24 protein-coding genes and 1 riboswitch are annotated in these 25,318 nt (G+C 65.1%); of the genes, 17 read left to right on the top strand and 7 right to left on the bottom strand.

The genetic code is table 11. The features are described from left to right. The first annotated feature begins 15 nt into the window (after nt 1–15). Complete coding sequence (locus D0T21_RS25100; RefSeq protein WP_116992332.1) at nt 16–1,575, top strand: M20/M25/M40 family metallo-hydrolase; 1,560 nt, start codon at nt 16–18, stop codon at nt 1,573–1,575. A gap of 75 nt (nt 1,576–1,650) precedes the next feature. Then, a complete protein-coding gene (locus D0T21_RS25095) occupies nt 1,651–2,466 on the top strand; it encodes a crotonase/enoyl-CoA hydratase family protein (protein WP_116992333.1) in 816 nt (271 codons plus the stop codon). 5 nt (nt 2,467–2,471) lie between these two features. On the opposite strand, the gene D0T21_RS25090 is transcribed toward D0T21_RS25095, so the two are convergent. The 3 genes from D0T21_RS25090 to D0T21_RS25080 are packed head-to-tail and all read right to left on the bottom strand — an operon-like array spanning nt 2,472 to nt 3,553. Then, nucleotides 2,472–2,708: a type II toxin-antitoxin system HicB family antitoxin gene (locus tag D0T21_RS25090; protein WP_116992334.1), complete on the bottom strand. Its 237-nt coding sequence runs from the start codon at nt 2,706–2,708 to the stop codon at nt 2,472–2,474. Between the two features lie 2 nt (nt 2,709–2,710). Beyond that, the gene (locus tag D0T21_RS25085) at nt 2,711–2,935 is read right to left on the bottom strand and encodes a hypothetical protein (RefSeq protein WP_116992335.1); all 225 of its coding nucleotides are present in this window, start codon (nt 2,933–2,935) and stop codon (nt 2,711–2,713) included. 45 nt (nt 2,936–2,980) lie between these two features. Beyond that, complete coding sequence (locus tag D0T21_RS25080; RefSeq protein WP_158568050.1) at nt 2,981–3,553, bottom strand: TetR/AcrR family transcriptional regulator; 573 nt, start codon at nt 3,551–3,553, stop codon at nt 2,981–2,983. Between the two features lie 120 nt (nt 3,554–3,673). Between D0T21_RS25080 and D0T21_RS25075 the strand changes: the two genes are divergently transcribed. The 12 genes from D0T21_RS25075 to D0T21_RS25020 all read left to right on the top strand — a co-directional run bounded on the left by D0T21_RS25075 (nt 3,674) and on the right by D0T21_RS25020 (nt 17,086). Beyond that, nucleotides 3,674–4,546 (top strand): sterol desaturase family protein, encoded by an 873-nt coding sequence (locus D0T21_RS25075; RefSeq protein ID WP_116994555.1) that lies wholly within the window; start codon nt 3,674–3,676, stop codon nt 4,544–4,546. A 128-nt stretch (nt 4,547–4,674) separates the two neighbouring features. Then, a riboswitch (TPP riboswitch) is annotated at nt 4,675–4,775 on the top strand. 66 nt (nt 4,776–4,841) lie between these two features. Then, nucleotides 4,842–6,758, top strand: coding sequence for a phosphomethylpyrimidine synthase ThiC (gene thiC / locus D0T21_RS25070; protein WP_116992338.1), 1,917 nt, complete (start codon nt 4,842–4,844; stop codon nt 6,756–6,758). A 7-nt stretch (nt 6,759–6,765) separates the two neighbouring features. Continuing rightward, a complete protein-coding gene (gene thiS / locus D0T21_RS25065; protein WP_070271109.1) occupies nt 6,766–6,969 on the top strand; it encodes a sulfur carrier protein ThiS in 204 nt (67 codons plus the stop codon). A gap of 112 nt (nt 6,970–7,081) precedes the next feature. Beyond that, the gene (locus tag D0T21_RS25060) at nt 7,082–7,873 is read left to right on the top strand and encodes a thiazole synthase (RefSeq protein WP_116992339.1); all 792 of its coding nucleotides are present in this window, start codon (nt 7,082–7,084) and stop codon (nt 7,871–7,873) included. Then, nucleotides 7,870–8,742, top strand: coding sequence for a hydroxymethylpyrimidine/phosphomethylpyrimidine kinase (locus tag D0T21_RS25055; RefSeq protein ID WP_116992340.1), 873 nt, complete (start codon nt 7,870–7,872; stop codon nt 8,740–8,742). The genes D0T21_RS25060 and D0T21_RS25055 overlap by 4 nt, the downstream gene beginning before the upstream one ends. A gap of 16 nt (nt 8,743–8,758) precedes the next feature. Continuing rightward, complete coding sequence (thiE, locus tag D0T21_RS25050) at nt 8,759–9,403, top strand: thiamine phosphate synthase (protein ID WP_116992341.1); 645 nt, start codon at nt 8,759–8,761, stop codon at nt 9,401–9,403. A gap of 70 nt (nt 9,404–9,473) precedes the next feature. Beyond that, nucleotides 9,474–10,103 (top strand): ANTAR domain-containing response regulator, encoded by a 630-nt coding sequence (locus D0T21_RS25045; protein ID WP_020704940.1) that lies wholly within the window; start codon nt 9,474–9,476, stop codon nt 10,101–10,103. Between the two features lie 254 nt (nt 10,104–10,357). After that, nucleotides 10,358–10,813: a response regulator gene (locus D0T21_RS25040; RefSeq protein ID WP_116992342.1), complete on the top strand. Its 456-nt coding sequence runs from the start codon at nt 10,358–10,360 to the stop codon at nt 10,811–10,813. 100 nt (nt 10,814–10,913) lie between these two features. Beyond that, on the top strand, nt 10,914–12,020 hold the full coding sequence (locus D0T21_RS25035; protein WP_116992343.1) for an S-(hydroxymethyl)glutathione dehydrogenase/class III alcohol dehydrogenase: 1,107 nt from the start codon (nt 10,914–10,916) through the stop codon (nt 12,018–12,020). A 128-nt stretch (nt 12,021–12,148) separates the two neighbouring features. Then, on the top strand, nt 12,149–12,331 hold the full coding sequence (locus D0T21_RS25030) for a hypothetical protein (RefSeq protein WP_116992344.1): 183 nt from the start codon (nt 12,149–12,151) through the stop codon (nt 12,329–12,331). Between the two features lie 132 nt (nt 12,332–12,463). Next, a complete protein-coding gene (locus tag D0T21_RS25025; protein WP_116992345.1) occupies nt 12,464–14,668 on the top strand; it encodes a M56 family metallopeptidase in 2,205 nt (734 codons plus the stop codon). A gap of 114 nt (nt 14,669–14,782) precedes the next feature. Further along, nucleotides 14,783–17,086 carry a UvrD-helicase domain-containing protein gene (locus D0T21_RS25020; protein WP_116992346.1) on the top strand — a complete coding sequence of 768 codons (2,304 nt, stop codon included), beginning with the start codon at nt 14,783–14,785 and terminating at the stop codon, nt 17,084–17,086. A 9-nt stretch (nt 17,087–17,095) separates the two neighbouring features. On the opposite strand, the gene D0T21_RS25015 is transcribed toward D0T21_RS25020, so the two are convergent. From D0T21_RS25015 to D0T21_RS25000, 4 genes are all read right to left on the bottom strand, one after another. Beyond that, nucleotides 17,096–18,193: an acyltransferase gene (locus D0T21_RS25015; protein ID WP_116992347.1), complete on the bottom strand. Its 1,098-nt coding sequence runs from the start codon at nt 18,191–18,193 to the stop codon at nt 17,096–17,098. Nucleotides 18,194–18,208: 15 nt separating this feature from the next. Beyond that, on the bottom strand, nt 18,209–18,982 hold the full coding sequence (locus tag D0T21_RS25010; protein ID WP_116992348.1) for a BPSS1780 family membrane protein: 774 nt from the start codon (nt 18,980–18,982) through the stop codon (nt 18,209–18,211). Then, nucleotides 18,979–19,938, bottom strand: coding sequence for a homoserine kinase (locus D0T21_RS25005; protein WP_116992349.1), 960 nt, complete (start codon nt 19,936–19,938; stop codon nt 18,979–18,981). Before D0T21_RS25005 ends, D0T21_RS25010 begins: the two co-directional genes overlap by 4 nt. 82 nt (nt 19,939–20,020) lie before the next feature. Continuing rightward, nucleotides 20,021–20,425, bottom strand: a complete 405-nt coding sequence (locus D0T21_RS25000; protein WP_116992350.1) for a hypothetical protein — start codon at nt 20,423–20,425, stop codon at nt 20,021–20,023. A gap of 248 nt (nt 20,426–20,673) precedes the next feature. Between D0T21_RS25000 and polA the strand changes: the two genes are divergently transcribed. From polA to D0T21_RS24985, 3 genes are all read left to right on the top strand, one after another. Further along, nucleotides 20,674–23,466: a DNA polymerase I gene (polA, locus tag D0T21_RS24995; protein ID WP_116992351.1), complete on the top strand. Its 2,793-nt coding sequence runs from the start codon at nt 20,674–20,676 to the stop codon at nt 23,464–23,466. A gap of 46 nt (nt 23,467–23,512) precedes the next feature. Continuing rightward, on the top strand, nt 23,513–24,397 hold the full coding sequence (locus D0T21_RS24990; protein ID WP_116992352.1) for a dienelactone hydrolase family protein: 885 nt from the start codon (nt 23,513–23,515) through the stop codon (nt 24,395–24,397). Between the two features lie 185 nt (nt 24,398–24,582). Next, complete coding sequence (locus D0T21_RS24985; protein WP_116992353.1) at nt 24,583–25,284, top strand: ZIP family metal transporter; 702 nt, start codon at nt 24,583–24,585, stop codon at nt 25,282–25,284. Nucleotides 25,285–25,318: the final 34 nt, after the last annotated feature.

Below are 25,318 nucleotides of genomic sequence, written 5' to 3'. Positions count from 1 at the left end.
GACATGGAGATGGAAATGACAACTCGCATCATTGCTGTGCTGATCGCAGGCTTATTCGCCGGCGCATCGGCTTCCGCGCTGGCCCAATCCGACAAGGTCTGGATCAGCGTCGGCGACGCCGCCTATGCGCAATTGCAGAAAGTCGCACCACAGGCGCTGGCGCGCGAAAGCCGCGCCAGCTTCGCGGCCTCGGCCGGCCAGGAGAAACTGCACCTGGTCGAAGTCGACGAGCAGCAGATGCTGGCGCTGTCGGCCGCCGTGCACCGCAAGTTGCGCCGTTGCGGCGGCTTCATGTTCCATGCCAGCGAGGCGGCCGGCATCGCCGCGCTGACGCCGGCCAAGGCCCAAGGCCAGGGCCGTGCTGCGCAGCTGGCCGCGGCGCGGCCGTCCTATGTGATCGACCAGCAAAGCGTGGTCAACCCCATGCTGAGCCAAATGCAGGCCAGCAACATCGGCCAGACCATCGTCGACATGTCGTCCTACGCCAACCGCTACTACACCACCAACAACGGCGTCAACGCGTCGAACTGGCTCAAGCAGCGCTGGACCACGATGGCGGCCGGCCGCAGCGACATCGCCGTGACCCAGTACACGCACGCGTCCTGGCCGCAGAAGTCGGTGATCCTGACCATCACCGGCAGCGACAACCCGAATGAAGTGGTGGTGCTGGGCGGCCACCTCGATTCGATCAACCAGGCCGGCACCAGCGAGACCACCAAGGCCCCCGGCGCCGACGACGACGCCTCCGGCATCGCCAGCATGACCGAAGTGTTGCGGGTGATGATCGCCAGCGGCTACAAGCCGCGCCGCACCATCAAGATGATCGGCTACGCCGCCGAGGAAGTGGGCCTGCGCGGCTCGCAGGACATCGCCCAGAACCACAAGGCCAACAACGTCAACGTGGTCGGCGTGATGCAGCTCGACATGACCAACTACAAGGGCTCGGTCAACGACATCTACCTGTACACCGACTACACCGACAGCGCACAGAACACCTTCGTCGGCAACCTGATCACGACCTACCTGCCGACCCTGAAGATCGGCTACGACAAGTGCGGCTACGCCTGCTCCGACCATGCGTCGTGGACCTCGGCCGGCTACTGGTCGTCGATGCCGTTCGAGGCGGCGATGGGCGAGGACGATCCCTACATCCACACCGCCAACGACACCTACGCCAACACCGGCAGCCAGGCCGACCATGCGCTCAAGTTCGCGCGCATGGCGCTGGCCTACGCGGTCGAGCTGGGCAGCGACGGCGCCGGCGTGACGCCGCCGGCCGACCACACCGAGACCTTCACCGGCACCCTGACCAGGGGCCAGACGCGCGCCTACGGTCCATATGCGGTGGCCGCCAACGGCAGCTTCAAGGCCGCGCTCAGCGGCAGCGGCGACACCGACCTGTATGTGCGCAAGGCCGGCGCGGCCAGCACCACCAGCTACGACTGCAAGTCCGACGGCCCGACCAGCACCGAGAGCTGCAGCGTGTCCTACACCGCCAACGGCAACGCCTACGTGCTGCTGAACGGCTACGCCGCATCGAGCTACACGCTGACCGTGACGTATCCGCCGCAATAAAGATGATGGGGCGGCTGGCTTGTTGCGGCCGCCCCACCTGGGGTATTCTTGAGCGATACATAACAGGAGACCTCGATGCCCAGCTTTGAAACCGTGACCGTCAGCGTGGAAGACCATATCGCCACCGTGCGTCTGAACCGCCCGGAGAAATTGAACGCCATGAACCTGGCGATGTGGAACGACATCCGCAGCGCCTTCCAGCACATCGACGCGACGCCGGGGATCCGCGTGGCGATCCTGGAAGGCGAGGGCAAGGCCTTCACCGCCGGCATCGACCTGCAGATGATGATGGGCCTGGGCCCGCAGATCCGCGACGACTGCGACGGCCGCACGCGCGAGAACCTGCGCCGCGTGATCCTCGACCTGCAAGACACGCTTACCAGCCTGGAGCGCTGCCGCAAGCCGGTGCTGGCGGCCGTGCACGGCGCCTGCGTCGGCGGCGGCATCGACCTGATCTGCTGCGCCGACATGCGCTACTGCTCGGCCGACGCCTGGTTCACCATCAAGGAAATCGACATCGGCATGACCGCCGACGTCGGCACCTTGCAGCGCCTGCCTAAACTGATCGGCGACGGCATGGCGCGCGAGCTGGCCTACACGGCGCGCAAGGTCGACGCCGCCGAGGCGAAAGAGATCCGCCTGGTCAACCGCGTGTACGACACGCCGGAAGCCTTGCGCGCCGGCGTGCGCGCGATCGCCGCCGAAATCGCGGCCAAGGCGCCGCTGGCCATCCGCGGCGTGAAGGAGATGATCACCTACGCCCGCGACCACTCGGTGGCAGACGGCCTCAACTACAACGCCACCTGGAACGCCGCCATGCTGATGTCGGCCGACCTGCAGGCGGCGATGATGGCCGGCATGAGCAAAACCACGCCGGTCTTCAAGGACTGAGCAGCTCAGCCCGTAAGGCGGTCCGCGCCTTTCCTGCTATTGGGCGCGGGTACCGGCAAGTTTTCAGCCCGCAAGGCTTCAATGGTCGCGATCAACGCATCGCGGCCATTGACGATGGCTTCCTCGACGGTTTCACCATCAGAAAAACATCCCCAGAAGTCGGTATAACTGATCAGGAAACCGCCACCCTCATCCTCGGTCAGAGGACGAATCTTATAAGGGTAGTCGTCAAGGTTGTCCATGCTCACATTCCCTCCGCAAACAAAATAAACTGCCGCAAATAAAATGCTTTGACTGTGCGATGAACCGGTATCGACAGTATCTCGCCATCCCATCGTTTGAATACACAATGGCTTCCGCTCATATGCCAAGCCATATTACGCCGTTTTGCGACCGTTTGAAGATCGCGCAAGTGCCAGTTGTGTGGGTTTGCGCGCATGGCTGCAAACAACTTTTCCGCAGTATTCATTTTATGGCTCTCGATGGGAGATCATCTCTCGTCATCAGAGCCGATTTATGGGGTGGCTGTTTTGCTACCGCGCAGAGATGCCTCAGCCAGCGCATCGAGCTCGCGCTGCATGGCGGCGATCGACGGTGCTTCCGGCGCGTCCACCCACCATGCCATCGCCTCGACGATGCCGCCGGCCACGAAGCGGGCCACCCACGGATGCGCCGCCGCCGGATGCCTCCGCCTTTGCAGTTCGATTTCCACCAACTGGCATACCATGGTCCTGAAGCGGCGCGCCACGCCGTGTCCGCCACGGCGCCCGATGGCGGCGCGGAACACGTCGCGCTGCTGCGCCATGTGCTCCAGCAGGCCGGGCAGGAAGTGGCAGCCCGCCTGCTCCACATCCGCCGTCTGCGCCGCAATCATGTCGCGCAGGTCGTTCATCCCTTCCGACAAGAGATCGTCCTTGCTCTGGTAGTGCATGTAGAAGGTCGAACGCCCCACGTTGGCGCGGTCGCAAATTTCCTGGATGGTCATCTCGTCCCAGCCGCGCGGCGCCATCAAGTCCAGCATCGCGTCGCGCAGCGCCGCCTTGGTTTTGAGGACGCGGCGGTCCGGTTCTGGTCTGCTGTCGGTCATGGCGTTCCTGGACATAAAACGGGTGGATGTCTGCTAACGGACATCGCCCCTGCCTGCGCGCTGTCGCGGACGACGGGCGGGAACGATCATGGACACCTGTCCACTTCAGGAGTTTAATCCATGTCCGATTCCCACGTTCCCGCGCGCTGGTGGCGCTACCTGTTTTACCCGCTCGCCCTGGCCGCCACGCTGGCCTTCATCCACGCTTCGGTTGGCGGCCGGCTCGGGCCGCTCGGCAAGGCTTATCCGGCTTACCTGCTGGGCATGATCGCGACCATGGTGCTGCTCGAACGCATCGCGCCGATGCGCCGCGAATGGAATATGACCAGGGCCTCGTTTTTCATGCGCGACCTGCCCATGCTGGTCGTCAACGGCGCCACCATCGCCGCGACCACCTACGTCGTGACCTGGCTGGCCGGCCGTCATGCCGGGCTGCCGCTGCATCGGAGCACGCTGCCGTGGCCAGTCGAAGCGGTGTGTGCCGTGCTGCTGTCGGACTTCCTCTGGTACTGGCTGCACCGCTACAGCCACGAAGGGCGGGGCGCGCTGGCCCGCTGGCTGTGGAAGACCCACGCGGTCCACCACCTGCCCGGCGAAGTCTATGTGTTCATGCACGTGGTGGGACACCCCATCAACAGCGCCTACGTCCGCGTGCTGCTGATGCTGCCGGCCATCCTGTTCGGCTTCTCGCCGGCGGCCGTGTTCGCGGCCTCGGTGTTCAACGGCTTCCAGGGGCTGGTGTCGCACTTCAACGTCGACGCCAGGGCGGGATGGTTCAACCGGCTGCTGGTCGGCACCGAGTTGCACCGTTTCCACCACAGCGCAAGCCGGGACGAGGCCGGGAACTACGGCGCCACCATCTCGATCTGGGACCAGCTGTTCGGCACCTACCGCCTGCCGGCCGCGCCGCCGCAACGGCTGGGCGTCGACGACCGCCAGCACTATCCCGGCGATCGCCAGTGGGCCAGGCTGCTGGGCTTGCCCTTCCGCTAGCAGGGAAAGTACGGCAGCGGCGGTTTTTGGTTCGTCTTCCGCGCCATACCAGGTATTGCGGTATTTTTTTGCGCAGGCATTGTCCGCGCGGCGCGGCGCGGCGTATAATCGTCCCGCTACCGCAAGGTGGCACACGCTAGGGGTCCTGCGCATTGCGATGCGCGGGTGAGAAATACCCTCCGAACCTGATCTGGATAATGCCAGCGAAGGGAAGCTTAGGACACCGCCGCCACACCCTGTGGAGAGGCACCGTCCAATCTCCTTTGCTGGCTCCTGTAGCTAACGAAGGAGCCACATGAACGCCAACGCCAAATTCCTCTCCGCCACCGCCACGGTGGACGAGGCAGCCATCAAGCCCTTACCGAATTCCCGTAAAGTCTACGTCGAAGGCAGCCGTCCCGACATCCGCGTGCCGATGCGCGAAATCACCCAGTCCGACACGCCGGCCTCGTTCGGCTTCGAAGCCAATCCGGCTATCTACGTCTACGACACCTCCGGCCCGTACACCGACCCGGACGCGGTGATCGACATCCGCTCCGGCCTGGCCGCGACCCCGCGCCTGCCGTGGATCCTGGAGCGCAACGACACCGAAGAACTGGACGGCCCGACCTCCGAATACGGCCAGGCCCGCCTGGCCGACCCTGCGCTGGCCGAGCTGCGCTTCAACCTGCACCGCAAGCCGCGCCGCGCGCAGGCTGGCAAAAACGTCACGCAGATGCACTACGCGCGCCAGGGCATCATCACGCCCGAGATGGAATTCGTCGCCATCCGCGAAAACCTGCGCCGCCAGGAATACCTGGGCAACCTGAAGAACTCCGGCCCGATGGGCCAGCGCCTGGCCGACCTGATGGGCCGCCAGCATCCGGGCCAGTCGTTCGGCGCCAGCATCCCGGCCACCATCACGCCGGAATTCGTGCGCGAGGAAATCGCCCGCGGCCGCGCCATCATCCCGGCCAACATCAATCACCCGGAAATCGAACCGATGATCATCGGCCGCAATTTCCTGGTCAAGATCAACGCCAACATCGGCAACTCCGCCGTCACCTCGTCGATCGGCGAGGAAGTCGAAAAGATGACCTGGGCCATCCGCTGGGGCGGCGACAACGTCATGGACCTGTCGACCGGCAAGCACATCCACGAAACGCGCGAATGGATCATCCGCAACAGCCCGGTCCCCATCGGCACCGTGCCGATCTACCAGGCGCTGGAAAAGGTCAACGGCAAGGCCGAGGACCTGACCTGGGAAATCTTCCGCGACACCTTGATCGAGCAGGCGGAGCAGGGCGTCGACTACTTCACCATCCACGCCGGCGTGCTGCTGCGCTACGTGCCGATGACGGCCAAGCGCCTGACCGGCATCGTCTCGCGCGGCGGCTCGATCATGGCCAAGTGGTGCCTGGCGCACCACAAGGAATCGTTCCTGTACACGCACTTCGAAGAGATCTGCCAGATCATGAAGGCCTACGACGTCTCGTTCTCGCTGGGCGACGGCCTGCGTCCCGGCTCGATCTACGACGCCAACGACGAAGCGCAACTGGGCGAACTGAAGACCCTGGGCGAACTGACCCAGATCGCCTGGAAGCACGACGTGCAGGTGATGATCGAAGGCCCCGGCCACGTGCCGATGCAGCTGATCAAGGAGAACATGGACCTGCAACTGGAGCAGTGCCACGAAGCGCCGTTCTACACGCTGGGCCCGTTGACCACCGACATCGCGCCAGGCTACGACCACATCACCTCCGGCATCGGCGCCGCGCAGATCGGCTGGTACGGCACCGCCATGCTGTGCTACGTCACGCCGAAGGAACACCTGGGCCTGCCCGACAAGAACGACGTCAAGGACGGCATCATCACCTACAAGATCGCCGCCCACGCGGCCGACCTGGCCAAGGGCCATCCGGGCGCGCAGATCCGCGACAACGCGCTGTCCAAGGCGCGCTTCGAGTTCCGCTGGGACGACCAGTTCAACATCGGCCTCGACCCGGACAAGGCGCGCGAATTCCACGACGAGACCCTGCCCAAGGATTCGGCCAAGGTGGCGCACTTCTGCTCGATGTGCGGTCCGCATTTCTGCTCGATGAAGATCACCCAGGAAGTGCGCGAGTTCGCCAAGGCCAACGGCGTGTCCGACGGCGCGGCGCTGGAGCAGGGCATGCAGGTCAAGGCGGTGGAGTTCATCAAGAACGGCGCCGAACTGTATCGCAAGCTGTGAGGCCGGCATGATCGACATCGAATTGAACGGCGCCCCGCACCAGGTGCCGCCGCGCCAGACGCTGAATGAACTGATCGACGCTTTGTCGTTGACCGGGCAGGCGCTGGCGCTGGCGGTCAACCGCGCGGTGGTGCCGCGCCAGCAGTGGCCGCAGCGCGAGCTGCAGCCGCAGGACAAGGTCGACATCGTGCGCGCCATCGGCGGCGGCTGATTTTTTTTGGTGGGGTCAAGTCTGACATTCGGACACGAACTCTAGCGTAGCGCGTGCTACGGCAGGGCTCGTGTCCGAATGTCAGACTTGACCCCCGAGTGAGGAGACGGACATGAACGCATCAACCCAAGACCTGCTGACCATCGCAGGCAAGAGCTACAAATCGCGGCTGCTGGTCGGCAGCGGCAAGTACAAGGACTTGCAACAGACCCGCGAGGCGACCGACGCCGCCGAAGCGGAAATCATCACCGTGGCCATCCGCCGCGTCAATATCGGCCAGGACCCGAAGGCGCCCAGCCTGCTGGACGTGCTGCCGCCGTCGCAGTACACCATCCTGCCCAACACGGCCGGCTGCTACACCGCCAAGGATGCGGTCTACACGCTGCAGATGGCGCGCGAACTGCTGAACGGCCACAAGCTGGTCAAGCTGGAAGTGCTGGGCGACGAGAAGACGCTGTTCCCGCACATGCCGGAAACCCTGGTCGCCGCCGAGGCGCTGGTCAAGGACGGCTTCGACGTCATGGTCTATTGCAGCGACGATCCTATCCAGGCCAAGATCCTGGAGGAAATCGGCTGCGTCGCGGTGATGCCGCTGGCCTCGCTGATCGGCTCCGGCATGGGCATCCTCAACCCGTGGAACCTGTCGTTGATCATCGAGCAGGCCAAGGTGCCGGTGCTGGTCGACGCCGGCGTCGGCACGGCGTCGGACGCCGCCATCGCCATGGAGCTGGGCTGCGACGGCGTGCTGATGAACACCGCCATCGCCGGCGCGCGCGATCCGGTGCGCATGGCGCGCGCCATGAAGCTGGGCGTGCAGGCCGGCCGCGAGGCTTACCTGGCCGGCCGCATCGCCCGCAAGTTCGCCGCCTCGCCGTCCTCGCCGATGGCGGGCCGGCTGGCATGAGCGAGCGCCTGTCCTCGCAAATGACGGCGCAGCTGATGGCACAACTGGTGGCGCGCCCGTGCGTGCTGGTGTTCGCCGGACTCGATCCGTCCGGCGGCGCCGGCATCGCCGCCGACCTGCAGGCGGTGGCCGGGCAGGGCGCGCATGCGCTTACCGTGGCCACCGCGCTGACGGTGCAGGACAACGACCGCGTCTACGGCGTGCAGCCGGTCGACGGCGCCATGGTGCTGCGCCAGGCGCAGGCGCTGGTCGACAAGGTGACGGTGTGCGCGGTGAAGATCGGCATTCCCGGCAGCGCCGCCAACGCGCTGGCGATCGCCGAAATCATCGCCCGCCTGCGCGCCCGCCAGCCGGAGCTGCCGGTGGTGCTGGACCCGGTGCTGACCAGCGGCCATGGCGACCTGCTGTCGCGCGACGACGCGGTGCAGGCGCTGGCGCCGCTGCTGCCGTTGGTGACGGTGATCACCCCCAACGGCCCGGAAGCGCTGGCGCTGACCGGCGTCGCCGATCCAGCCGCGCAGGCGCAGGCCTTGCGCGCGCGCGGCTGCCGCCATGTGCTGATCACCGGCGGCCATGGCGAGGGTGATGAAGTGGTCAACCGCTGGTTCGGCCCCGGCGCCACGCCGGCGCCGCGCCTGTCCGACAGCGAGCCGCCGGAAGACGCGCGCGACTGGAGCTGGCCGCGCCTGGCCGGTGAATTCCACGGCAGCGGCTGCACATTGGCCTCGGCCATCGCCGGCCAGCTGGCGCTGGGCATGTCGATCGAACGCGCGCTGGAACTGGCGCAACAGTATTGCTATCGCGCGCTGCGCGGCGCCTACACGGTGGCCGCCGGCCAGCGCATTCCGCAGCGCCTACCTTTGATCTGAGAGCTGAGAGCACATCATGCAAGGACTTTATTTGGTAACCCCCAACTGGGACGACACCAGCCGGATGCTGGACCTGAGCGAGCAGGCGCTGGCCGCCGCCCAGGGCGCGCAGCCGGGCGTGGCGATGCTGCAATACCGCCACAAGGAAGCCGGCCCGGAACAGCGGCTGGAGCAAGCCGGCGCCTTGCTGGCGTTGTGCCGGCGCTACGGCGTGCCCTTCATCGTCAACGATTATGTCGAGCTGTGCGAGGAGCTCGGCGCCGACGGCGTCCACCTCGGCGGCACCGATGCCGACGTGGCGCAGGTGCGCGCCCGGCTGGGGCCGGACCAGATCATCGGCGCCTCCTGCTATGGCGACCTGCCGCGCGCGCTGGCGGCGCAGGCGGCCGGCGCCAGCTACGTGGCGTTCGGCGGTTTCTACCCGTCGCGCGTGAAGAAATACGCAGTGACTACCAAGATGGAGATCCTCGACCAGGCGCGCGAGGTGATCCGCGTGCCGAGCGTGGTGATCGGCGGCATGACGCCGGACAACGCCGCGCCGCTGGCGGCGCGCGGGGCGTCGATGGTGGCGGCCATCAGCAGCGTCTACCAGGCCGACGACGTCGGCGCCGCCGTGGCGGCCTTCCTGCGGCTTTATGCTGATGAAAAAACGGGCAGATAAAACGCTTGGAGAATAGGCGGTTTTCCGCCTTATAATTGGTGCGTTAGCTTAAGCCTAAGGTTGCCGCCACATGAATGTCCCTTCCAGCCCGAAGCGTCTGATTCTGATCGTCGACGATGACCAACTGCTGCTCGATTTCCTGGGCGAGGTGCTCGGTCACGCCGGCTACGACATCCTCAAGGCCTCGTCGGCCGAACAGGCGCTGGAGCAGATCGCCCAGCGCGAACCGGACCTGGCCCTGCTCGACATCCACATGCCCGGCATGAACGGGCTGGAGCTGGCCAAGCAATTGCACGCCACCAGCTCGGTGCCCTTCATGTTCCTGTCCGGCCGCGGCGACGCCGACGCCGGCAAGCAGGCCGCCTCGTACGGCGCGGTCGGCTTCCTGGTCAAGCCGGTCGACGAAAAACACCTGATGCCGGCCTTTGCCGCCGGCCTGGCGCGCGCCGACGAAATCCGCCAGCTGCGCCGCACCGAACTCAATCTGAACGCCGCGCTGGCCGCCGGCCGCGAGACCAGCCTGGCCGTCGGCCTGCTGATGTGCAAGTTCCAGACCGACCGCAACACCGCCTTCGAAGTGCTGCGCGACCACGCCCGCTCCAACCGCCGCAAGGTCAACGAGGTGGCCGACCAGCTGCTGGCCGCCGAGGAAACCTTGAACAGCCTGCATGTGGCCTTCAACCAGCGTCTGAAAAAGTAAACGCCGGCGGTTTTTTTGCGGTATTTTCTTGCTTTACAGTACTTATCATGTAGACTGTGTCCATGAGCGGCAGGGTTGACCTGCCCGCTTCGTAGTGCGGCGGGGCCTCCAACCTGCACCTGCCGCCTCTCCGGTCGCCTGTTCCCTGCGACCGTCAATATTCCTTCGGCCCAACTCCGCCGACTCTTGCGTTGCCTTGCCAGCCCCGTGCTGCCGGCGTCGCATTTCTATCAGTTTTGTGTGCGGAGACACTTATGACGAACGTTTATTCCCAGGACAGCTATCGGCCTTTCAGCGAGCAGGACGGCGGCGCCGCGATCGGGTTTTCGATTTTCGCGGAAGCGCCCCGTGTGCTGCATATCGACAAGGACTTCGATGCGGCGCTGGTGCTGTCGACGCTGCTGGTGCCGGAAACCCGGGTCACCCATGCGTCCACCCTGGCCGATGCGCGCGAGATGCTGCAACACCAGCAGTTCGCGCTGGTGGTGATGGATCCCGACCTGCCCGACGGCGATGGCGCCAGCCTGCTGCCGCTGCTTTACCAGCAGCAGGGCGACGCCCGCGTGCTGGTGTACTCGGCGCGCCATCCCGAGCGGCACACGGCCGGCAGCGCCTTCCTGCCCAAGCCGTGGACTTCGCCGCGCCAGCTGTGGCGCACCGTGTCCGACCTGCTGGGCATCGGTTCGGCGATGCCGGTCGAACCGCAGTAGTCGCACGCGCCACAGATCGTCCCCGGCTTGCTATCATGGCGGACCACCGGAACGGCCCCCCCGTTCCGGTGCCCCGAACAACGCAGCCACAGGACGAACAATGAAAACCAAAGCAGCTATTGCATGGCAGGCGGGCAAACCGCTGACGATCGAGGAAGTGGAATTGGGCGGCCCGCGCGAAGGCGAGGTGCTGGTCGAGATCAAGGCCACCGGCATCTGCCACACCGACTATTACACGCTGTCCGGCGCCGATCCGGAAGGCATCTTCCCGGCCATCCTCGGCCATGAAGGCGCGGGCGTGGTGGTCGACGTCGGTCCCGGCGTCAAATCGCTCAAGAAAGACGACCACGTCATTCCGCTGTACACGCCGGAATGCCGCCAGTGCAAATTCTGCCTGTCGCAGAAGACCAACCTGTGCCAGTCGATCCGCTCGACCCAGGGCCGCGGCCTGATGCCGGACGCCACCAGCCGCTTTTCCATCGACGGCAAGCCGATCTACCACTACATGGGCACGTCGACCTTCTCCAACTACATCGTGGTGCCGGAGATCGCGTTGGCCAAGATCCGCGAAGATGCGCCGTTCGACAAGGTTTGCTACATCGGTTGCGGCGTCACCACCGGCGTCGGCGCGGTGCTGTTCACGGCCAAGGTCGAGGCGGGCGCCAACGTGGTGGTGTTCGGCCTGGGCGGCATCGGCCTGAACGTGATCCAGGCGGCCAAGATGGTGGGCGCCGACAAGATCATCGGCGTCGACATCAACCCGGCCCGCCAGGACATGGCGCGCAAGTTCGGCATGACCCACTTCATCAATCCGAAGGAAGTGGAGAACGTGGTCGACGCCATCATCCAGCTGACCGACGGCGGCGCCGATTACTCGTTCGAGTGCATCGGCAACACCACCACCATGCGCCAGTCGCTGGAGTGCTGCCACAAGGGTTGGGGCCAGTCCATCATCATCGGCGTGGCGGCGGCCGGGCAGGAGATCTCCACCCGTCCGTTCCAGCTGGTGACCGGCCGGGTGTGGAAGGGTTCCGCTTTCGGCGGCGCGCGCGGCCGCACCGACGTGCCGAAGATCGTCGACTGGTACATGGAAGGCAAGCTCAATATCGACGACCTGATCACCCATCGCCTGCCGCTGGAGCGCATCAACGAAGGCTTCGATTTGATGAAGAGCGGCGAATCGATCCGTTCCGTCGTCATTTATTGACGCCTGTCGCGGCGGAATGCAGCTGGCTCCGGTCAACGTGCATTCCGTCGCAATCCGCAGGCGTTCGGCGGCATGTTTGTCTACAGTGGAGTCATGGAAGTAAGGCCCACCACTGAAGGAGAAACATCATGAACGTACTGAAAAACATGGAAATCATCTTCGTCGCCAGCGCAGTCATCCTGTGCGCCACCGGCTACGCCAGCGCCCAGGTGCGCGCCACCCCGGCCATCGACGCCGGTTCGATCAAGGTGGTCGTGGTGGACGGCGTCAAGATGCCAGTCGTCACCATCAGCGCCAAACGCGCCCACTAAACCCGGTTGGATGAATGTAGAAAAAAAGTTCTAGACATCGTCATCTAGATAATTTATTCTACATCCATCAACTGGGGAGTGCGGAATGGAAGCTATACGCAATCATAAGATTTCACGGCAGGCAGGACGCTCATGAGCAGCGTCCTGGCCGCCCTGGTGCCCGCCATCGGCTGGGCGCTGCTGCACTTTATCTGGCAGGGCCTGCTGATCGGCTGGGCTGTCGCGCTGGCGATGCATGCGCTGCGCGGGGCCCGTCCGCAGACCCGTTACGCCGTGGCCTGCGCCGGCATGCTGTTGTGCGTGGCGCTGCCGCTGGCCGGCATCCTCGCCCAGTTGGCCGATGCCGACCGCGGCGCCGGCTCCGCCGCGCTGCTGCGCGTGCTGGCCGGGCAGGGCGCCGGCATGGCGGACGCCGCCGGCCAGGCCGCCGCTGCCGCCGCGCCCGGCCTGCTGGGCGACGGCGCCTTCTCCTCCTTTGAAGCGGTGCTGCGGCGCCAGTTGCCGTGGGTGGTCGGCCTGTGGCTGGCCGGTGCGGCACTGATGTCGCTGCGCCTGGCGCTGGGCCTGAAATGGGTTGCCGAGCGCACCCGCGCCGGCGAATACACCGTCAATCATTACTGGCAGCGGCGCCTGTCCGAACTGGCGCGGCGCTTCGACATCGAACGCCATGTACGGCTGGGCGTGGCCGATCTGCTGGACAGCCCGATCACGGCCGGCTGCTGGCGCCCCATCGTGCTGGTGCCGACCGCGCTGGTCAGCGGCATGCCGCCCGATCTGCTGGAAGCCTTGCTGGCGCACGAGCTGGCGCACATCAAGCGGCACGACTACCTGGTCAACCTGATTCAAAGCGCGATAGAGATCGTGCTGTTCTATCACCCTAGTGTTTGGGCCCTGTCACGCAGGATACGGATCGAGCGGGAACAAATCGCCGACGACCTCGCGGTGGACATGCTTGGCCAGCCCCAGAGGCTGGCAAAGGCCCTGTCGGAACTGGATCGGTTTCAGTTCGACACCACACAACTAGCCCACGCGGCTCACGGAGGAAATCTCATGTCTCGTATTAAACGCCTGCTGCGTCCCGATGTCGAACCGGTCAGCTGGAAAATGGCCTTGCCCCTGATGGGTTTGTTTGCCGCCGGCGCGGTGTTCTACGCCCAAGCCGCGCCGCAGCCGCCGGCCGTTGAAGCCGCCGCACCGATGGCGCAGGTCGAGCCGGTGCCGCCGCCGGCACCGGCTGCGCCAGCAGCACCAGCAGCACCAGCAGCATTAGAACCTGCACCGGCAGCGCCGGCCGCACCAGCAGCACCAGCAGCACCAGCAGCACCACCAGCAGCATCAGAACCAGCACCAGCAGCACCGGCCGCACCAGCCGCGCCGGTCGCCGAGTTGACCGTGCTACCCGCGCCGGCCAAGCCGGCTAAGCCAGCCAAGCCTCCGCGCGTATTGGCGGCTGCTCCCGCGCTGCCAGCCCTGCCAGCGTTGCCGGCAGCTCCGGCAGTCCCGGCTATGCCCGCAGCGCCGCCCGCACCGCCTGCGCCTCCGGCCGGAGTACAAAGCTACCACTATGACCGCTACACCTTCCCAGGCCGCGACGGCCAGCGTGCCGGCTATGCACTGGTACACGCCAACAAGGAGAACATCACCGTCTCGGCTGGGCATCAGGACCTGTCCAAAATCGAGAATGCGCGCCGCGCCGTCAAGGGCGACTTCATCTGGTTCCGCGACGGTGACAAAGCCTATCTGATCCAGGACCCGGCCGCCATCGCCAAGGCTGACGAAGCGTGGGCCGCCGTCAACCGCATCGGTGTGAAGATGGATGAGCAGGGCAAGAAAATGGATGCGCAAGGCAAAGTCATGGACGCGCTGGGCCGGCAAATGGAAAAACTGGGCCGGGATACCGAAGGCCGGGCCCAGCTGGACATGGATCGTCAGCAGCGTTTGATTGAACGGGTCACCCGCCAGCAGGAAGCGCTGGGCCGCCGCATCGAGCAGGCCGCGCGCGAAATGGGCGACGATCCGACCCCGGAAAAGATGCGCCGCTTCCACGAGCGCCAGGCTGCGTTGCAGGCGGAAATGGCGCCGTTGCAGAGCCAGATCGCCCAATCCCAGCGCGAAATGGCGCCGCAGCTGGAGAAAATCCAGGCCATGCAGGAGCCAATGAAGGCGCTGAGCAAGCAGATGTCGGAAGCCGGCAAGCCGATGGCCGAGCTGGGCCAGGCCATGGGCGAGCTGGGCCGCGAGCAAGCCAAGGCCAGCCGCGAAGCCGAGCGCACCATGAAGGAGCTGATCAAGGACGCCATCAAGGCCGGCAAAGCCGTTCCTGCACCGTCCGCATAAATCTGGGGCGGGGGTCAAGTCTGACATTCGGACACGAGCTCTGCCGTAACTTGCATTACGGCAGAGCTCGTGTCCGAATGTCAGACTTGACCCCCGCCCCGGTATAATCACGGGATGCACAATCTTCTTCATAATCTCAACGACGAACAACTCGCCGCCGTGACCCTGCCGGCACAAAGCGCCCTGATCCTCGCGGGCGCCGGCTCCGGCAAAACCCGCGTACTGACGACCCGCATCGCCTGGCTGATTCAAACCGGCCAGGTGTCGCCGTCCGGCCTGCTAGCGGTGACCTTCACCAACAAGGCCGCCAAGGAAATGATGACGCGTTTGTCGGCGATGTTGCCGATCAATACGCGCGGCATGTGGATCGGCACCTTCCACGGCCTGTGCAACCGCCTGCTGCGCACCCATCACCGCGACGCCGCGCTGCCGCAGACCTTCCAGATCCTCGATACCCAGGACCAGCTGTCGGCCATCAAGCGCCTGATCAAGGCCAACAACGTCGACGATGAGAAGTTTCCGCCGAAAGAGGTGATGTACTTCATCAACGGCGCCAAGGACCAGGGCCTGCGCGCCAACAAGATCGAGCCCTACAACGCCGACGAGCGCAAGAAGTGCGAGCTCTACCAGCTGTACGACGACCAGTGCCAGCGCGAAGGCGTGGTCGATTTCGCCGAGCTGCTGCTGCGCACCTACGAGCTGCTCAGCCGCAACCAGCCGCTGCGCGAGCACTACCAGCAGCGCTTCAAGCACATCCTGGTCGACGAGTTCCAGGACACCAATGACCTGCAATACAAGTGGCTCAAGCTGCTGGCCGGCCACGGCGAACGCGACGGCGGCAGCGCCCTGTTCGCCGTCGGCGACGACGACCAGAGCATCTACGCCTTCCGCGGCGCCAACGTCGGCAACATGAGCGCCTTCGAACGCGAGTTCAAGGTGCAGAACCTGATCAAGCTGGAGCAGAACTACCGCTCCCACGGCCACATCCTGGACGCCGCCAACGTGCTGATCGCCAACAACAGCAAGCGCCTGGGCAAGAACCTGCGCACCGACGCCGGCCATGGCGAGCCGGTGCGCGTGTACGAAGCCAGCTCCGACCTGGCCGAGGCGCAGTGGATCATCGAGGAAACCAAGAACCTGATCGCCGACGGCGCCGCCCGCAGCGAGATCGCCGTGCTATACCGCTCCAACGCGCAGTCGCGCGTGATCGAGCATGCGTTGTTCTCGGCCGGCATCCCGTACCACGTGTACGGCGGCCTGCGCTACTTCCAGCGCGCCGAGGTCAAGCACGCGATCGCTTATCTGCAGCTGATGGACAATCCGCACAACGACTCGGCCTTCCTGCGCGTGGTGAACTTCCCGACGCGCGGCATCGGCCTGCGTTCGATCGAAGCCTTGCAGGCGGCCGCCGACCAGCACCGCATTTCGCTGTACGCGGCCGTGCCTTACGTGGCCGGCAAGGCCGGTTCGTCGCTGGGCGGCTTCGTCAAGCTGATCGAGGGCGCGCGCTTTGAAACGCAGCAGATGGCCTTGCCGGAACTGGTGCGCGTGGTGCTGGAGGCCAGCGGCCTGCTGGCCCACTACCAGACCGAAAAAGAAGGCGCCGACCGCATCGAGAACCTGGAGCAGATGGTCAGCGCGGCCACCCAGTTCGTGTCCGAAGAAGGCTTCGGCCAGGGCGCGCCGGCGCACCTGGGTCCGCAGGCCCAGGCCCAGGCGGGCGTGTCCATCGTCAACGAAGACGGCTTCGAGATCCTCGACGCCGATGCCGCGCTGCCGACCGTGATGTCGCCGCTGTCGGCCTTCCTGTCGCACGCGTCGCTGGAGGCGGGCGACAACCAGGCCACCGCCGGCCAGCAAGCAGTGCAGATGATGACGGTGCACTCGGCCAAGGGGCTGGAATTCAACAACGTCTTCATCACCGGATTGGAAGAGGGCCTGTTCCCGCACGAGAGCAGCTCGCGCGAGCACGACGGCGTGGAAGAGGAACGCCGCCTGATGTACGTGGCGATCACGCGCGCGCGCCAGCGCCTGTACATGTGCTTTGCGCAGACCCGCATGCTGCACGGCCAGACCCGCTACAACATGAAGTCGCGCTTCTTCGACGAGCTGCCGGAGGAATCATTGAAGTGGCTGTCGCCCAAGGTGCAGTCCCACTGGTCGGGCAACAAGAAATCGGCCTGGGACCAGGCGCCGCTGGTCGGTTCGGACAACGCCATCGCGCAGAAGATCGCGCAGAAATCGCCGGGCAGCGGCTGGCGCATCGGCGAGTCTGTCGCGCACGGCAAGTTCGGCGAGGGAGTGATCGTCAACATCGAGGGCAGCGGCAACAACGCCCGCGCGCAGATCAACTTCGGCAGTCACGGCATGAAGGTGCTCGACCTGAGCATCGCCAAGCTGGACCGCCTGGGCCGCTAGGCCGCAGACTTACGCCGCAGCGGCGGCGATCGCGCGCCGCCGCTTCAGCGCGGCGCGCACATAGGCCAGCGCTGGCGCTTCCACGAAGTGCCAGCTGAACACCGACAACGGCAGCACGATCGCCAGCGTGGCCGCCAGCATGGTCCAGATGCCTGACGGCGGCAGCACGTTTTTCAGCATGATCATCACCGGCCAGTGATAGATATAGATGGCGTAGGAGTAATCGTGGCGCTGCAAATGGCGCCAGCGCAGCATCTGCGAACTGCCTACCCACAGCGCCAGCGTGATGCAGACCAGGTTGACGCCGAACACGGTCAGGGCCTGGTGTTCCAGGTCCAGCCAGCGCGTCGAATTCAAGGCCAGCAGCACACAGGCGACGATGAATTGGCGCGGGCCGAAGCGCACATGGGCGGCCAGCGTTTGCAGCAGCATGCCGCTCAGGAACAGCGTCCACAGCCGCGCTTCCCACACATAGCCGGCCAGCACGGTCGGGAATTGAAACGCCGCCACCGCCAGGATCAGCGACATCGCCATCATCCAGCGCCGCATCGGCAGGATCGCCGCGAAGCCGATCAGCGCCACCATCACATACATGCGGCCTTCCCAGTACACCGTCCACAGCGAGCCGTTCAGCGGCGCGCCGCCCAGCACCTTGGGCAGCGCCAGTTCGGCCGGCGGGATGATGTAGACCAGCCAGTGCAGCATGGCGCCGTTGAAGATGTAGCGCCACGGCGCCGGATCGGCCAGGCCGGCGATCCCTTCGGCCGAGAAGAAGATCACGGCGACGATGGTGGTCAGCGCCAGGCAGACGAACAGGCCCGGCACCAGGCGCGTGACGCGGCGCGCGATGAAGCGCGGCAGGTCGGGGTCGCGCATCCAGCTTTGTGTGATGAACAGGCCGCTCAGGACGAAGAAGACGTCGACCGCCAGCGCGCCGATGTCGGCGGTCGGCGGCAGCAGCGCGCTCAACGGGTCCGGCCCCGGCGCCACAATGCGGTGCACGCCGGCGTGGTACAGCACCACCAGCAAGGCGGCCACCAGTCGCACCAGGTTGAAACTATTGTCGTTCGATTCGATGGCGGCAGCCAGCGTGCGGGGTGTGGTCATAGGGCGAAAAAAGGATTAAGGAGCGGGTGGTGCGACCGGCGGCGCGCTGGCCTCCGGCGTGCCGAAAATCTGGCGGTAGCAGGCGTACAGGGTGCAGTGCATCAGCACGACCATGATCAGGAACAGGGTGAAGATGGCCGTCACCTTCAGCTGCGCCGAGTCGAACACCAGCATCGGGATCATGCTGCCGACCTGGAACATCAGGAACAGCACCACGGCCGCCGCCAGGAAGGCCTTGATGTCGCGGCATACCGCCACCACGCTGAAGAACAGCGCCTTGGCCAGCGTCATCTTCTGCCAGTAGATCAGCGGCGCCGCCAGGCAGGTCAGCATCCAGCCCAGCATGTAGATGCCGGACGAGATGAACAGGGCGCTGCGGGAATTTTCCAGCAAGTCCTGGTCCACCGGGATCTGGCGCGAGGCCATCTGGATCAGCACGCCGTCGTCCAGCCAGCTCAGCACCGCCAGCGCGAGCAGCATCACCAGCAGGTGCAGCAGGCCCAGGCCCAGCAAGGGGTTGCGCACCGGCTTGCGGAAGCCGCTGAACACCAGGTTCGGCAAGGCGCGCTTGTCGTGGTCGACGTCGGCGCAGGCTTGCAGCATGGCGATGCTGAACATCGGCGCCAGCAGGGTCGGCGCCACCGAGCCGAGGAAGGGCACCACCAGCGAGAACAGCGACAGGAACATGCAGCAGAAGAACAGCGCCATCAGCGCGCCCGGCTGTTTGCGGAACAGCTGCATGGCCTGCTTGACCCAGTGCCAACCGGCCTTGGCGGGGAGCTTGTTCATCCGCGCAATCCCGGCGCCGGCGTGGCGATGCGTTCGCGCAGGATGCGTTCGAAGTGGGTCGGGTCGTGCGGCGTCAGCATCTCCGCCGCGCGCGGCAGGTGGAAGTCGTACAGGCGCGACAGCCAGAAACGCAGCGCCGCCGCGCGCAGCATCGGCTGCCAGGCGGTCTGCTCGGCGTCGGTGAACGGCCGCACCGCGTGGTAGGCGTCCAGCATGGCGCGCACGCGGGCTTGGTCCAGCACGCCGGTGTCCAGATCGATGCACCAGTCGTTGACGGTGACGGCGACATCGAACAGCCAGGTGTCGCAGCCGGCGAAGTAGAAGTCGAAGAAGCCGGTCAGGCGTTCGCCGTCAAACATCACGTTGTTGCGGAACAGGTCGGCGTGCACCGGGCCGTGTTGCAGCGCGCGGTAGGTGTCGCAGCCGGCAAACGCGTCCTGGAAATGCATCTCGGCGCGCAGCAGGTGGGCGCAGCTCTCGTCGAGGAAGGGCAGCACTTGCGGCGTGGTCTCGTTCCACCAGTCCAGGCCGCGCAGATTGGGCTGCTCGAGCGGATAGTCGACGGCGGCCAGGTGCATACGCGCCAGCATGGCGCCGACGGCGGCGCAATGCACCGGCTGCGGATCCATCTGCGACTTGCCTTCGAGCTTGGTGACGATGGCCGCCGGCTTGCCGTGCAGGGCGGCCATCAGCTCGCCCTGGTCATTGGCGACCGGCGCCGGCACCAGCACGCCGCGATCGGCCAGGTGGTGCATCAGTTTGAGGTAAAACGGCAGCTGCTCGAAGGACAGCACCTCGAAGATGGTCAGGACGTAGTCGCCCGCTTCCGTCGTCAGGAAAAAGTTGCTGTTTTCGATGCCGCTGGCGATGCCTTTGAGCGCCAAGGGCTGGCCAAGGGGGAATTGCTTGATCCACTGGGTAAGGTCGTCCAGGCTGACCGGGGTAAACACTGCCATGAGAAAACTTGATGAGGTTCGGTGAGCGGCGCCGCCGTCGGGACGGGCGCCGGGGGACGCCCGCGCAGGGCGGGCGCGCGCGTTATTTCACGGCAGGTGGCGCGGCGGTGTCCGTCGAGCCGTCTTCTTCCGTGGTTTTTTTCTTTTTCTTGCCGATGTCGAATTCCATCACCGTCCATTGCGGGCCGCGGTTGGCGCCCCCCATCGCATCGCCGGGTAAGGCGGTGCCGGCCGGGCGGTTCGGCTTCAGCGTGTAGGTGCTGGGGCCGCTTTTGACGGTCGCTTCCACCACTTGACCGCTGTTGTCGCGCTTTTCGGTGATCTTGTGTTCCGGCGTCGGCTTGGCGGTCACGGTGATCGGATCTTCGGCCACTTCCTCGATCTTTTCCAATTTTGGCGGCGCCTGGCTCGGAGTCGACTGGGCAAACGCCGTGTGGGCGCTGAGCGTCAGGAGGAGGGCAGGCACAAGAATGGAGGTGCGCTTCATGATGGATCGCCTTAGGGTGAAAAACGGCTGTGAGAAACCGTCAAAATTTTATGTATGATCCATTGTAACAAACAGACACGCTTCGCTGTTTTTAAAAGCCGATTTCCCCATGGCGCCGGCGGTTATGTTGTTGTTTTGAAAAGACTGTGGCGGGTGGCGGAAGCGCCGCCAAAACCTGCGATAATGCGCCATTCGTTCGTGGTCTAGCCGCCATTGTTGCGCGGCCCCCTCACCCATATCTAGTTTCTATGCAAAATACCCTGCTGTTAGTTGACGGTTCCAGTTACCTCTATCGCGCCTTCCACGCGCTGCCCGACCTGCGCAGCCCGGACGGCCATCCGACCGGGGCCATGCACGGCATGGTCAATATGTTGCGTCGTTTGCGCGCCGACTACCCGGCCGCCTACATCGCCTGCGTGTTCGACGCCAAGGGCAAGACTTTCCGCGACGACATGTATCCCGAATACAAGGCCACGCGGGCCTCGATGCCGGACGACCTGCGCCTGCAGATCGAGCCCATCCACGAGGCGGTCAAGGCCATGGGCTGGCCCATCCTGATGGTCGAGGGCGTGGAGGCGGACGACGTCATCGGCACGCTGTCGGTGCAGGCGGCGCAGGCCGGCATGAACGTGGTGGTGTCCACCGGCGACAAGGACCTGGCGCAGCTGGTCAATCCGCAGGTCATGCTGATCAACACCATGACCAACGAAAAAATGGACGAGGCCGGCGTGCTGGCCAAGTTCGGCGTGCCGCCGAACCGCATCATCGATTACCTGACCCTGATCGGCGACACCGTCGACAATGTGCCGGGCGTGTCCAAGTGCGGCCCGAAGACCGCGCTCAAGTGGCTGGCCGCCTACGACTCGCTGGACGGCGTGATGGCCAACGCCGCCCAGGTCGGCGGCGCGGTGGGCGAGAACCTGCGCAGCGCGCTGGAGTGGCTACCCAAGGGCCGCGAACTGATCACCGTCAAGCTGGACTGCGACCTGTCGGCCCACATGGCGACCATCGCCGAGTCGCTGGTGGCGCGCGGCGAAGACCAGGAAACGCTGCTGGCCTTCTTCAGCAAGTACGGCTTCAAGACGCTGCTGCGCGAGCTGGGCGGAAGCACGCCGTCGGCGCCGGTCGGCGCGGCAGGCAAGGCTGCCGCAGCAGCTGCTGCCACCACCGCTGCACCGGCGGCCGGGGGCGCCGTCTCCGTCAACATGGACATGTTCGGCGAAGCGCCCAAGCTCAACACCAACTACGAAACCGTGCTCACCGACGAGCAGCTGGACAAGTGGATCGCGCTGATCGACGCCGCCAAGCTGACCGCCGTCGATACCGAAACCACGTCGCTGGAGCCTATGACGGCGCAGATGGTCGGCATTTCGCTGTCGGTGGAGCCGGGCGTGGCCTGCTACATCCCGGTGGCGCACAGCTACCAGGGCGTGCCGGAGCAGCTGTCGCGCGAGCACGTGCTGGCCAAACTGAAGCCTTGGCTGGAAGACGCCAGCAAGCTGAAAGTCGGCCAGAACCTGAAGTACGACAGCCACATCTTCGCCAACCATGGCGTCAAGCTGCAAGGCATCCAGCACGACACGCTGCTCGAATCGTATGTGTTCGAATCGCACCGCACGCACGACATGGACAGCCTGGCGCTGCGCCACCTGAACCACACGACGATTCCGTTCGTGGACGTGTGCGGCAAAGGCGCCAGCATGATCACCTTCGACAAGGTGGAGATCGCCCGCGCCACCGAATACGCAGCGGAAGACGCCGACATCACGCTGCGCCTGCACCTGGCGATGATCGGCGAGGTGGAGAACGACGCCAAGCTGAGCTTCATCTACCGCAACATCGAACTGCCGACCGCCGTGGTGCTGCAGAAGATCGAACGCAACGGCGTGCACATCGACGCCGAGCTGCTCAACATCCAGTCGGCCGAGCTGGGCGCGCGCATCGTCGAGCTGGAAGCGAAGGCGCATGAGCTGGCCGAGCAGCCGTTCAACCTCGGCTCGCCGAAGCAGATCGGCGAGATCTTCTTCGAGAAGCTGAAGCTGCCGGTGGTGAAGAAGACCCCGAGCGGCGCGCCGTCGACCGACGAGGAAGTGCTGCAAAAACTGGCCGAGGATTATCCGCTGCCGAAAGTGCTGCTGGAATACCGCAGCCTGTCGAAGCTGAAGTCGACCTATACCGACAAGCTGCCGAAAGGGATCAACCAGGAAACCGGCCGCGTGCACACCAACTACGCGCAGGCGGTGGCGGTGACGGGCCGGCTGGCCTCCAACGATCCGAATTTGCAGAACATCCCGATCCGCACCAAGGAAGGCCGCCGCATTCGCGAAGCCTTCATCGCGCCGCCGGGCAGCCACATCGTCTCGGCCGACTATTCGCAGATCGAGCTGCGCATCATGGCCCACATCTCGGAAGATGAGAACATGCTGCGCGCGTTTGCCGAGGGCGTGGACATTCACCGCGCCACAGCCGCCGAAATCTTCGGCGTGCCGCCGGACGAAGTCAGCAGCGAGCAGCGCCGCTACGCCAAGGTCATCAACTTCGGCCTGATCTACGGCATGAGCGCCTTCGGCCTGGCCGGCAACCTGGGCATCGAGCGTGGCGCGGCGCAAAGCTATATCGACCGCTACTTCGCGCGCTTCTCGGGCGTCAAGCAGTACATGGACGACACCCGCTTGCAGGCCAAGGCGCGCGGCTACGTGGAGACGGTGTTTGGCCGCCGCCTGTGGCTGCCGGAGATCAATTCGCCGAACGGCCCGCGCCGCCAGGGCGCCGAACGCGCGGCGATCAACGCGCCGATGCAGGGCACGGCGGCCGACCTGATCAAGCTGGCCATGGTGGCGGTGCAGGATTGGCTGGAAAAGGATAAGCTGCAGACCAAGATGATCATGCAGGTGCATGATGAACTGGTGCTGGAAGTGCCGGATGCCGAACTGGCGCTGGTCAAGGAAATGCTGCCGAAGCTGATGGCCGGCGTGGCGGAGCTGAAGGTTCCGCTGACCGCCGAAGTCGGCGTTGGGAAAAATTGGGACGAGGCTCACTGAGCCTCGGCGAACTGAGCTTCCGCACACTAATTTACGGAGGAATCGCATGGATGATTTGAGGCAGGATGCAGAGAGTTTGCTGACTAAAACCAGTCTGTCGGACGGCGTCGACCGCCGCGACTTCCTGAAGGTGGCGCTGGGCACCGGCTTTGCCGCCGCCGCGCTGCCGGTGGTGGCGCAGAACGTCATCAAGACCGACACCGCCGGCCTGACCGCCGGCACCATCACCCTCACGGTGGACGGCGTACAGGTGCCCGTGTACCGCGCCCAGCCCGAAGGCAAGACCAATCTGCCGGTGATACTGGTGGTATCGGAAATCTTCGGCGTGCACGAGCACATCGCCGACGTCGCCCGCCGTTTCGCCAAGCTGGGCTACCTGGCGCTGGCGCCGGACCTGTTCGTGCGCCAGGGCGATCCGCAAAAGGCCGCCTCGATCGCCGAACTGCAACGCGACATCATCTCCAAGACGCCGGACGCGCAAGTGATGGCCGACCTCGACGCCACCGTCGCGTGGGCCAAGGCCAACGGCGGCAACGGCGACAAGATCGGCATCACCGGCTTCTGCTGGGGCGGCCGCATCACCTGGATGTACGCCGCGCACAATCCGAGCATCAAGGCCGGCGTGGCCTGGTACGGCCGCCTGATGGGCGACAGCACTCCGGTGACTCCCAGGCACCCAGTTGATATCGCTGGATCTCTGACGGTGCCGGTGCTGGGCCTGTACGGCCTGAAGGACACCGGCATCACCCAGGAATCGATCGCGGCAATGAAGGCGGCGCTGGCCAAGGGGCCGAACAAGGCGAGCTTCGTCGTCTATCCGAACTCCGGCCACGCCTTCCACGCCGACTACCGCGCCAGCTACGTCGAGGCCGACGCCAAGGATGGCTGGGCCCGTTTACAGGCGTGGTTCAAGCAAAACGGCGTGATTTAAGCCCTGTTTTGCCGGGTTTTTAGCCAAAGATGAGCATAAAACCGGGCCGGGCGGTAAAATGACGCCCCCGGCCTGCGCGCAGCGGCGCGGTCCCTGCTACAAGAGGCTATAACATCGATCCCGTACTCATCTCCATCCTACTGGCCACCACGGTTGCCGGCGTCGTCAGCATCTCGGCTGCCGCGGTGTTCTCGTTTACGCTGCTGTCGAAGGTGGTGGAGCGCATGGTCAGCCTGTCGGTGGGCATCATGCTGTCGACCTCCTTGCTGCACGCCTTGCCGGAAGCATTCGAATCGGGCGCCAGCGCGCGCAGCCTGTTCGCGACCCTGCTGGGCGGGTTGCTGGCCTTCTTCCTGCTGGAGAAGACGGCCATCCTGCGCCATTCGCACCACCACGAGGGCGACGGCCACCACCACCATCACGGCCACGACAAGCGCGAGGCGGGCAAGGCCGGCTGGATGATCCTGGTCGGCGACGGCATGCACAACTTCACCGACGGCATCCTGATCGCGGCGGCCTTCCTAGCCAATCCGGAGCTGGGGCTGGTGACCGGGCTGGCCATCATCGCGCACGAGATTCCGCAGGAGATCGGCGACTTCATCGTACTGCTCAACGCCGGCTTCTCGCGCACGCGGGCCTATGTCTACAATTTGCTGTGCAGCCTGCTGGCGATCGCCGGCGGCCTGCTCGGCTATTACACGCTGGAACGCGCCAGCAGCATGATTCCGTATGTGCTGGTGTTCGCGTCGTCGGGTTTCATCTACATCGCCGTCAGCGACCTGATGCCACAGATGCAGCGCCGCGCCACAGTGCGCGAAACCATCCCGCAAGTACTACTGATCGCGCTCGGCGTGGTCATCGTGCTGTTCCTGACCCACGGTCACTGAGGCTTCTGACCGCTCAATCCGGCACGCTTGCACC

The sequence above is a fragment of the Duganella sp. BJB476 genome, assembly GCF_003416895.1.
Taxonomy (GTDB): domain Bacteria; phylum Pseudomonadota; class Gammaproteobacteria; order Burkholderiales; family Burkholderiaceae_D; genus Rugamonas.
Note: the sequence above shows the minus strand (reverse complement) of the source record. Positions and strands in the feature narration are given on the sequence as shown.

Excerpts from the sequence above, each read along its gene's own strand:
- D0T21_RS25100 (WP_116992332.1), top strand. The coding sequence starts at position 16 with ATGACAACTCGCATCATTGCTGTGCTGATCGCAGGCTTATTCGCCGGC.
- D0T21_RS25095 (WP_116992333.1), top strand. The coding sequence starts at position 1,651 with ATGCCCAGCTTTGAAACCGTGACCGTCAGCGTGGAAGACCATATCGCC.
- D0T21_RS25090 (WP_116992334.1), bottom strand. The coding sequence starts at position 2,708 with ATGGACAACCTTGACGACTACCCTTATAAGATTCGTCCTCTGACCGAG.
- D0T21_RS25085 (WP_116992335.1), bottom strand. The coding sequence starts at position 2,935 with ATGAATACTGCGGAAAAGTTGTTTGCAGCCATGCGCGCAAACCCACAC.
- D0T21_RS25080 (WP_158568050.1), bottom strand. The coding sequence starts at position 3,553 with ATGACCGACAGCAGACCAGAACCGGACCGCCGCGTCCTCAAAACCAAG.
- D0T21_RS25075 (WP_116994555.1), top strand. The coding sequence starts at position 3,674 with ATGTCCGATTCCCACGTTCCCGCGCGCTGGTGGCGCTACCTGTTTTAC.
- thiC (WP_116992338.1), top strand. The coding sequence starts at position 4,842 with ATGAACGCCAACGCCAAATTCCTCTCCGCCACCGCCACGGTGGACGAG.
- thiS (WP_070271109.1), top strand. The coding sequence starts at position 6,766 with ATGATCGACATCGAATTGAACGGCGCCCCGCACCAGGTGCCGCCGCGC.
- D0T21_RS25060 (WP_116992339.1), top strand. The coding sequence starts at position 7,082 with ATGAACGCATCAACCCAAGACCTGCTGACCATCGCAGGCAAGAGCTAC.
- D0T21_RS25055 (WP_116992340.1), top strand. The coding sequence starts at position 7,870 with ATGAGCGAGCGCCTGTCCTCGCAAATGACGGCGCAGCTGATGGCACAA.
- thiE (WP_116992341.1), top strand. The coding sequence starts at position 8,759 with ATGCAAGGACTTTATTTGGTAACCCCCAACTGGGACGACACCAGCCGG.
- D0T21_RS25045 (WP_020704940.1), top strand. The coding sequence starts at position 9,474 with ATGAATGTCCCTTCCAGCCCGAAGCGTCTGATTCTGATCGTCGACGAT.
- D0T21_RS25040 (WP_116992342.1), top strand. The coding sequence starts at position 10,358 with ATGACGAACGTTTATTCCCAGGACAGCTATCGGCCTTTCAGCGAGCAG.
- D0T21_RS25035 (WP_116992343.1), top strand. The coding sequence starts at position 10,914 with ATGAAAACCAAAGCAGCTATTGCATGGCAGGCGGGCAAACCGCTGACG.
- D0T21_RS25030 (WP_116992344.1), top strand. The coding sequence starts at position 12,149 with ATGAACGTACTGAAAAACATGGAAATCATCTTCGTCGCCAGCGCAGTC.
- D0T21_RS25025 (WP_116992345.1), top strand. The coding sequence starts at position 12,464 with ATGAGCAGCGTCCTGGCCGCCCTGGTGCCCGCCATCGGCTGGGCGCTG.
- D0T21_RS25020 (WP_116992346.1), top strand. The coding sequence starts at position 14,783 with ATGCACAATCTTCTTCATAATCTCAACGACGAACAACTCGCCGCCGTG.
- D0T21_RS25015 (WP_116992347.1), bottom strand. The coding sequence starts at position 18,193 with ATGACCACACCCCGCACGCTGGCTGCCGCCATCGAATCGAACGACAAT.
- D0T21_RS25010 (WP_116992348.1), bottom strand. The coding sequence starts at position 18,982 with ATGAACAAGCTCCCCGCCAAGGCCGGTTGGCACTGGGTCAAGCAGGCC.
- D0T21_RS25005 (WP_116992349.1), bottom strand. The coding sequence starts at position 19,938 with ATGGCAGTGTTTACCCCGGTCAGCCTGGACGACCTTACCCAGTGGATC.
- D0T21_RS25000 (WP_116992350.1), bottom strand. The coding sequence starts at position 20,425 with ATGAAGCGCACCTCCATTCTTGTGCCTGCCCTCCTCCTGACGCTCAGC.
- polA (WP_116992351.1), top strand. The coding sequence starts at position 20,674 with ATGCAAAATACCCTGCTGTTAGTTGACGGTTCCAGTTACCTCTATCGC.
- D0T21_RS24990 (WP_116992352.1), top strand. The coding sequence starts at position 23,513 with ATGGATGATTTGAGGCAGGATGCAGAGAGTTTGCTGACTAAAACCAGT.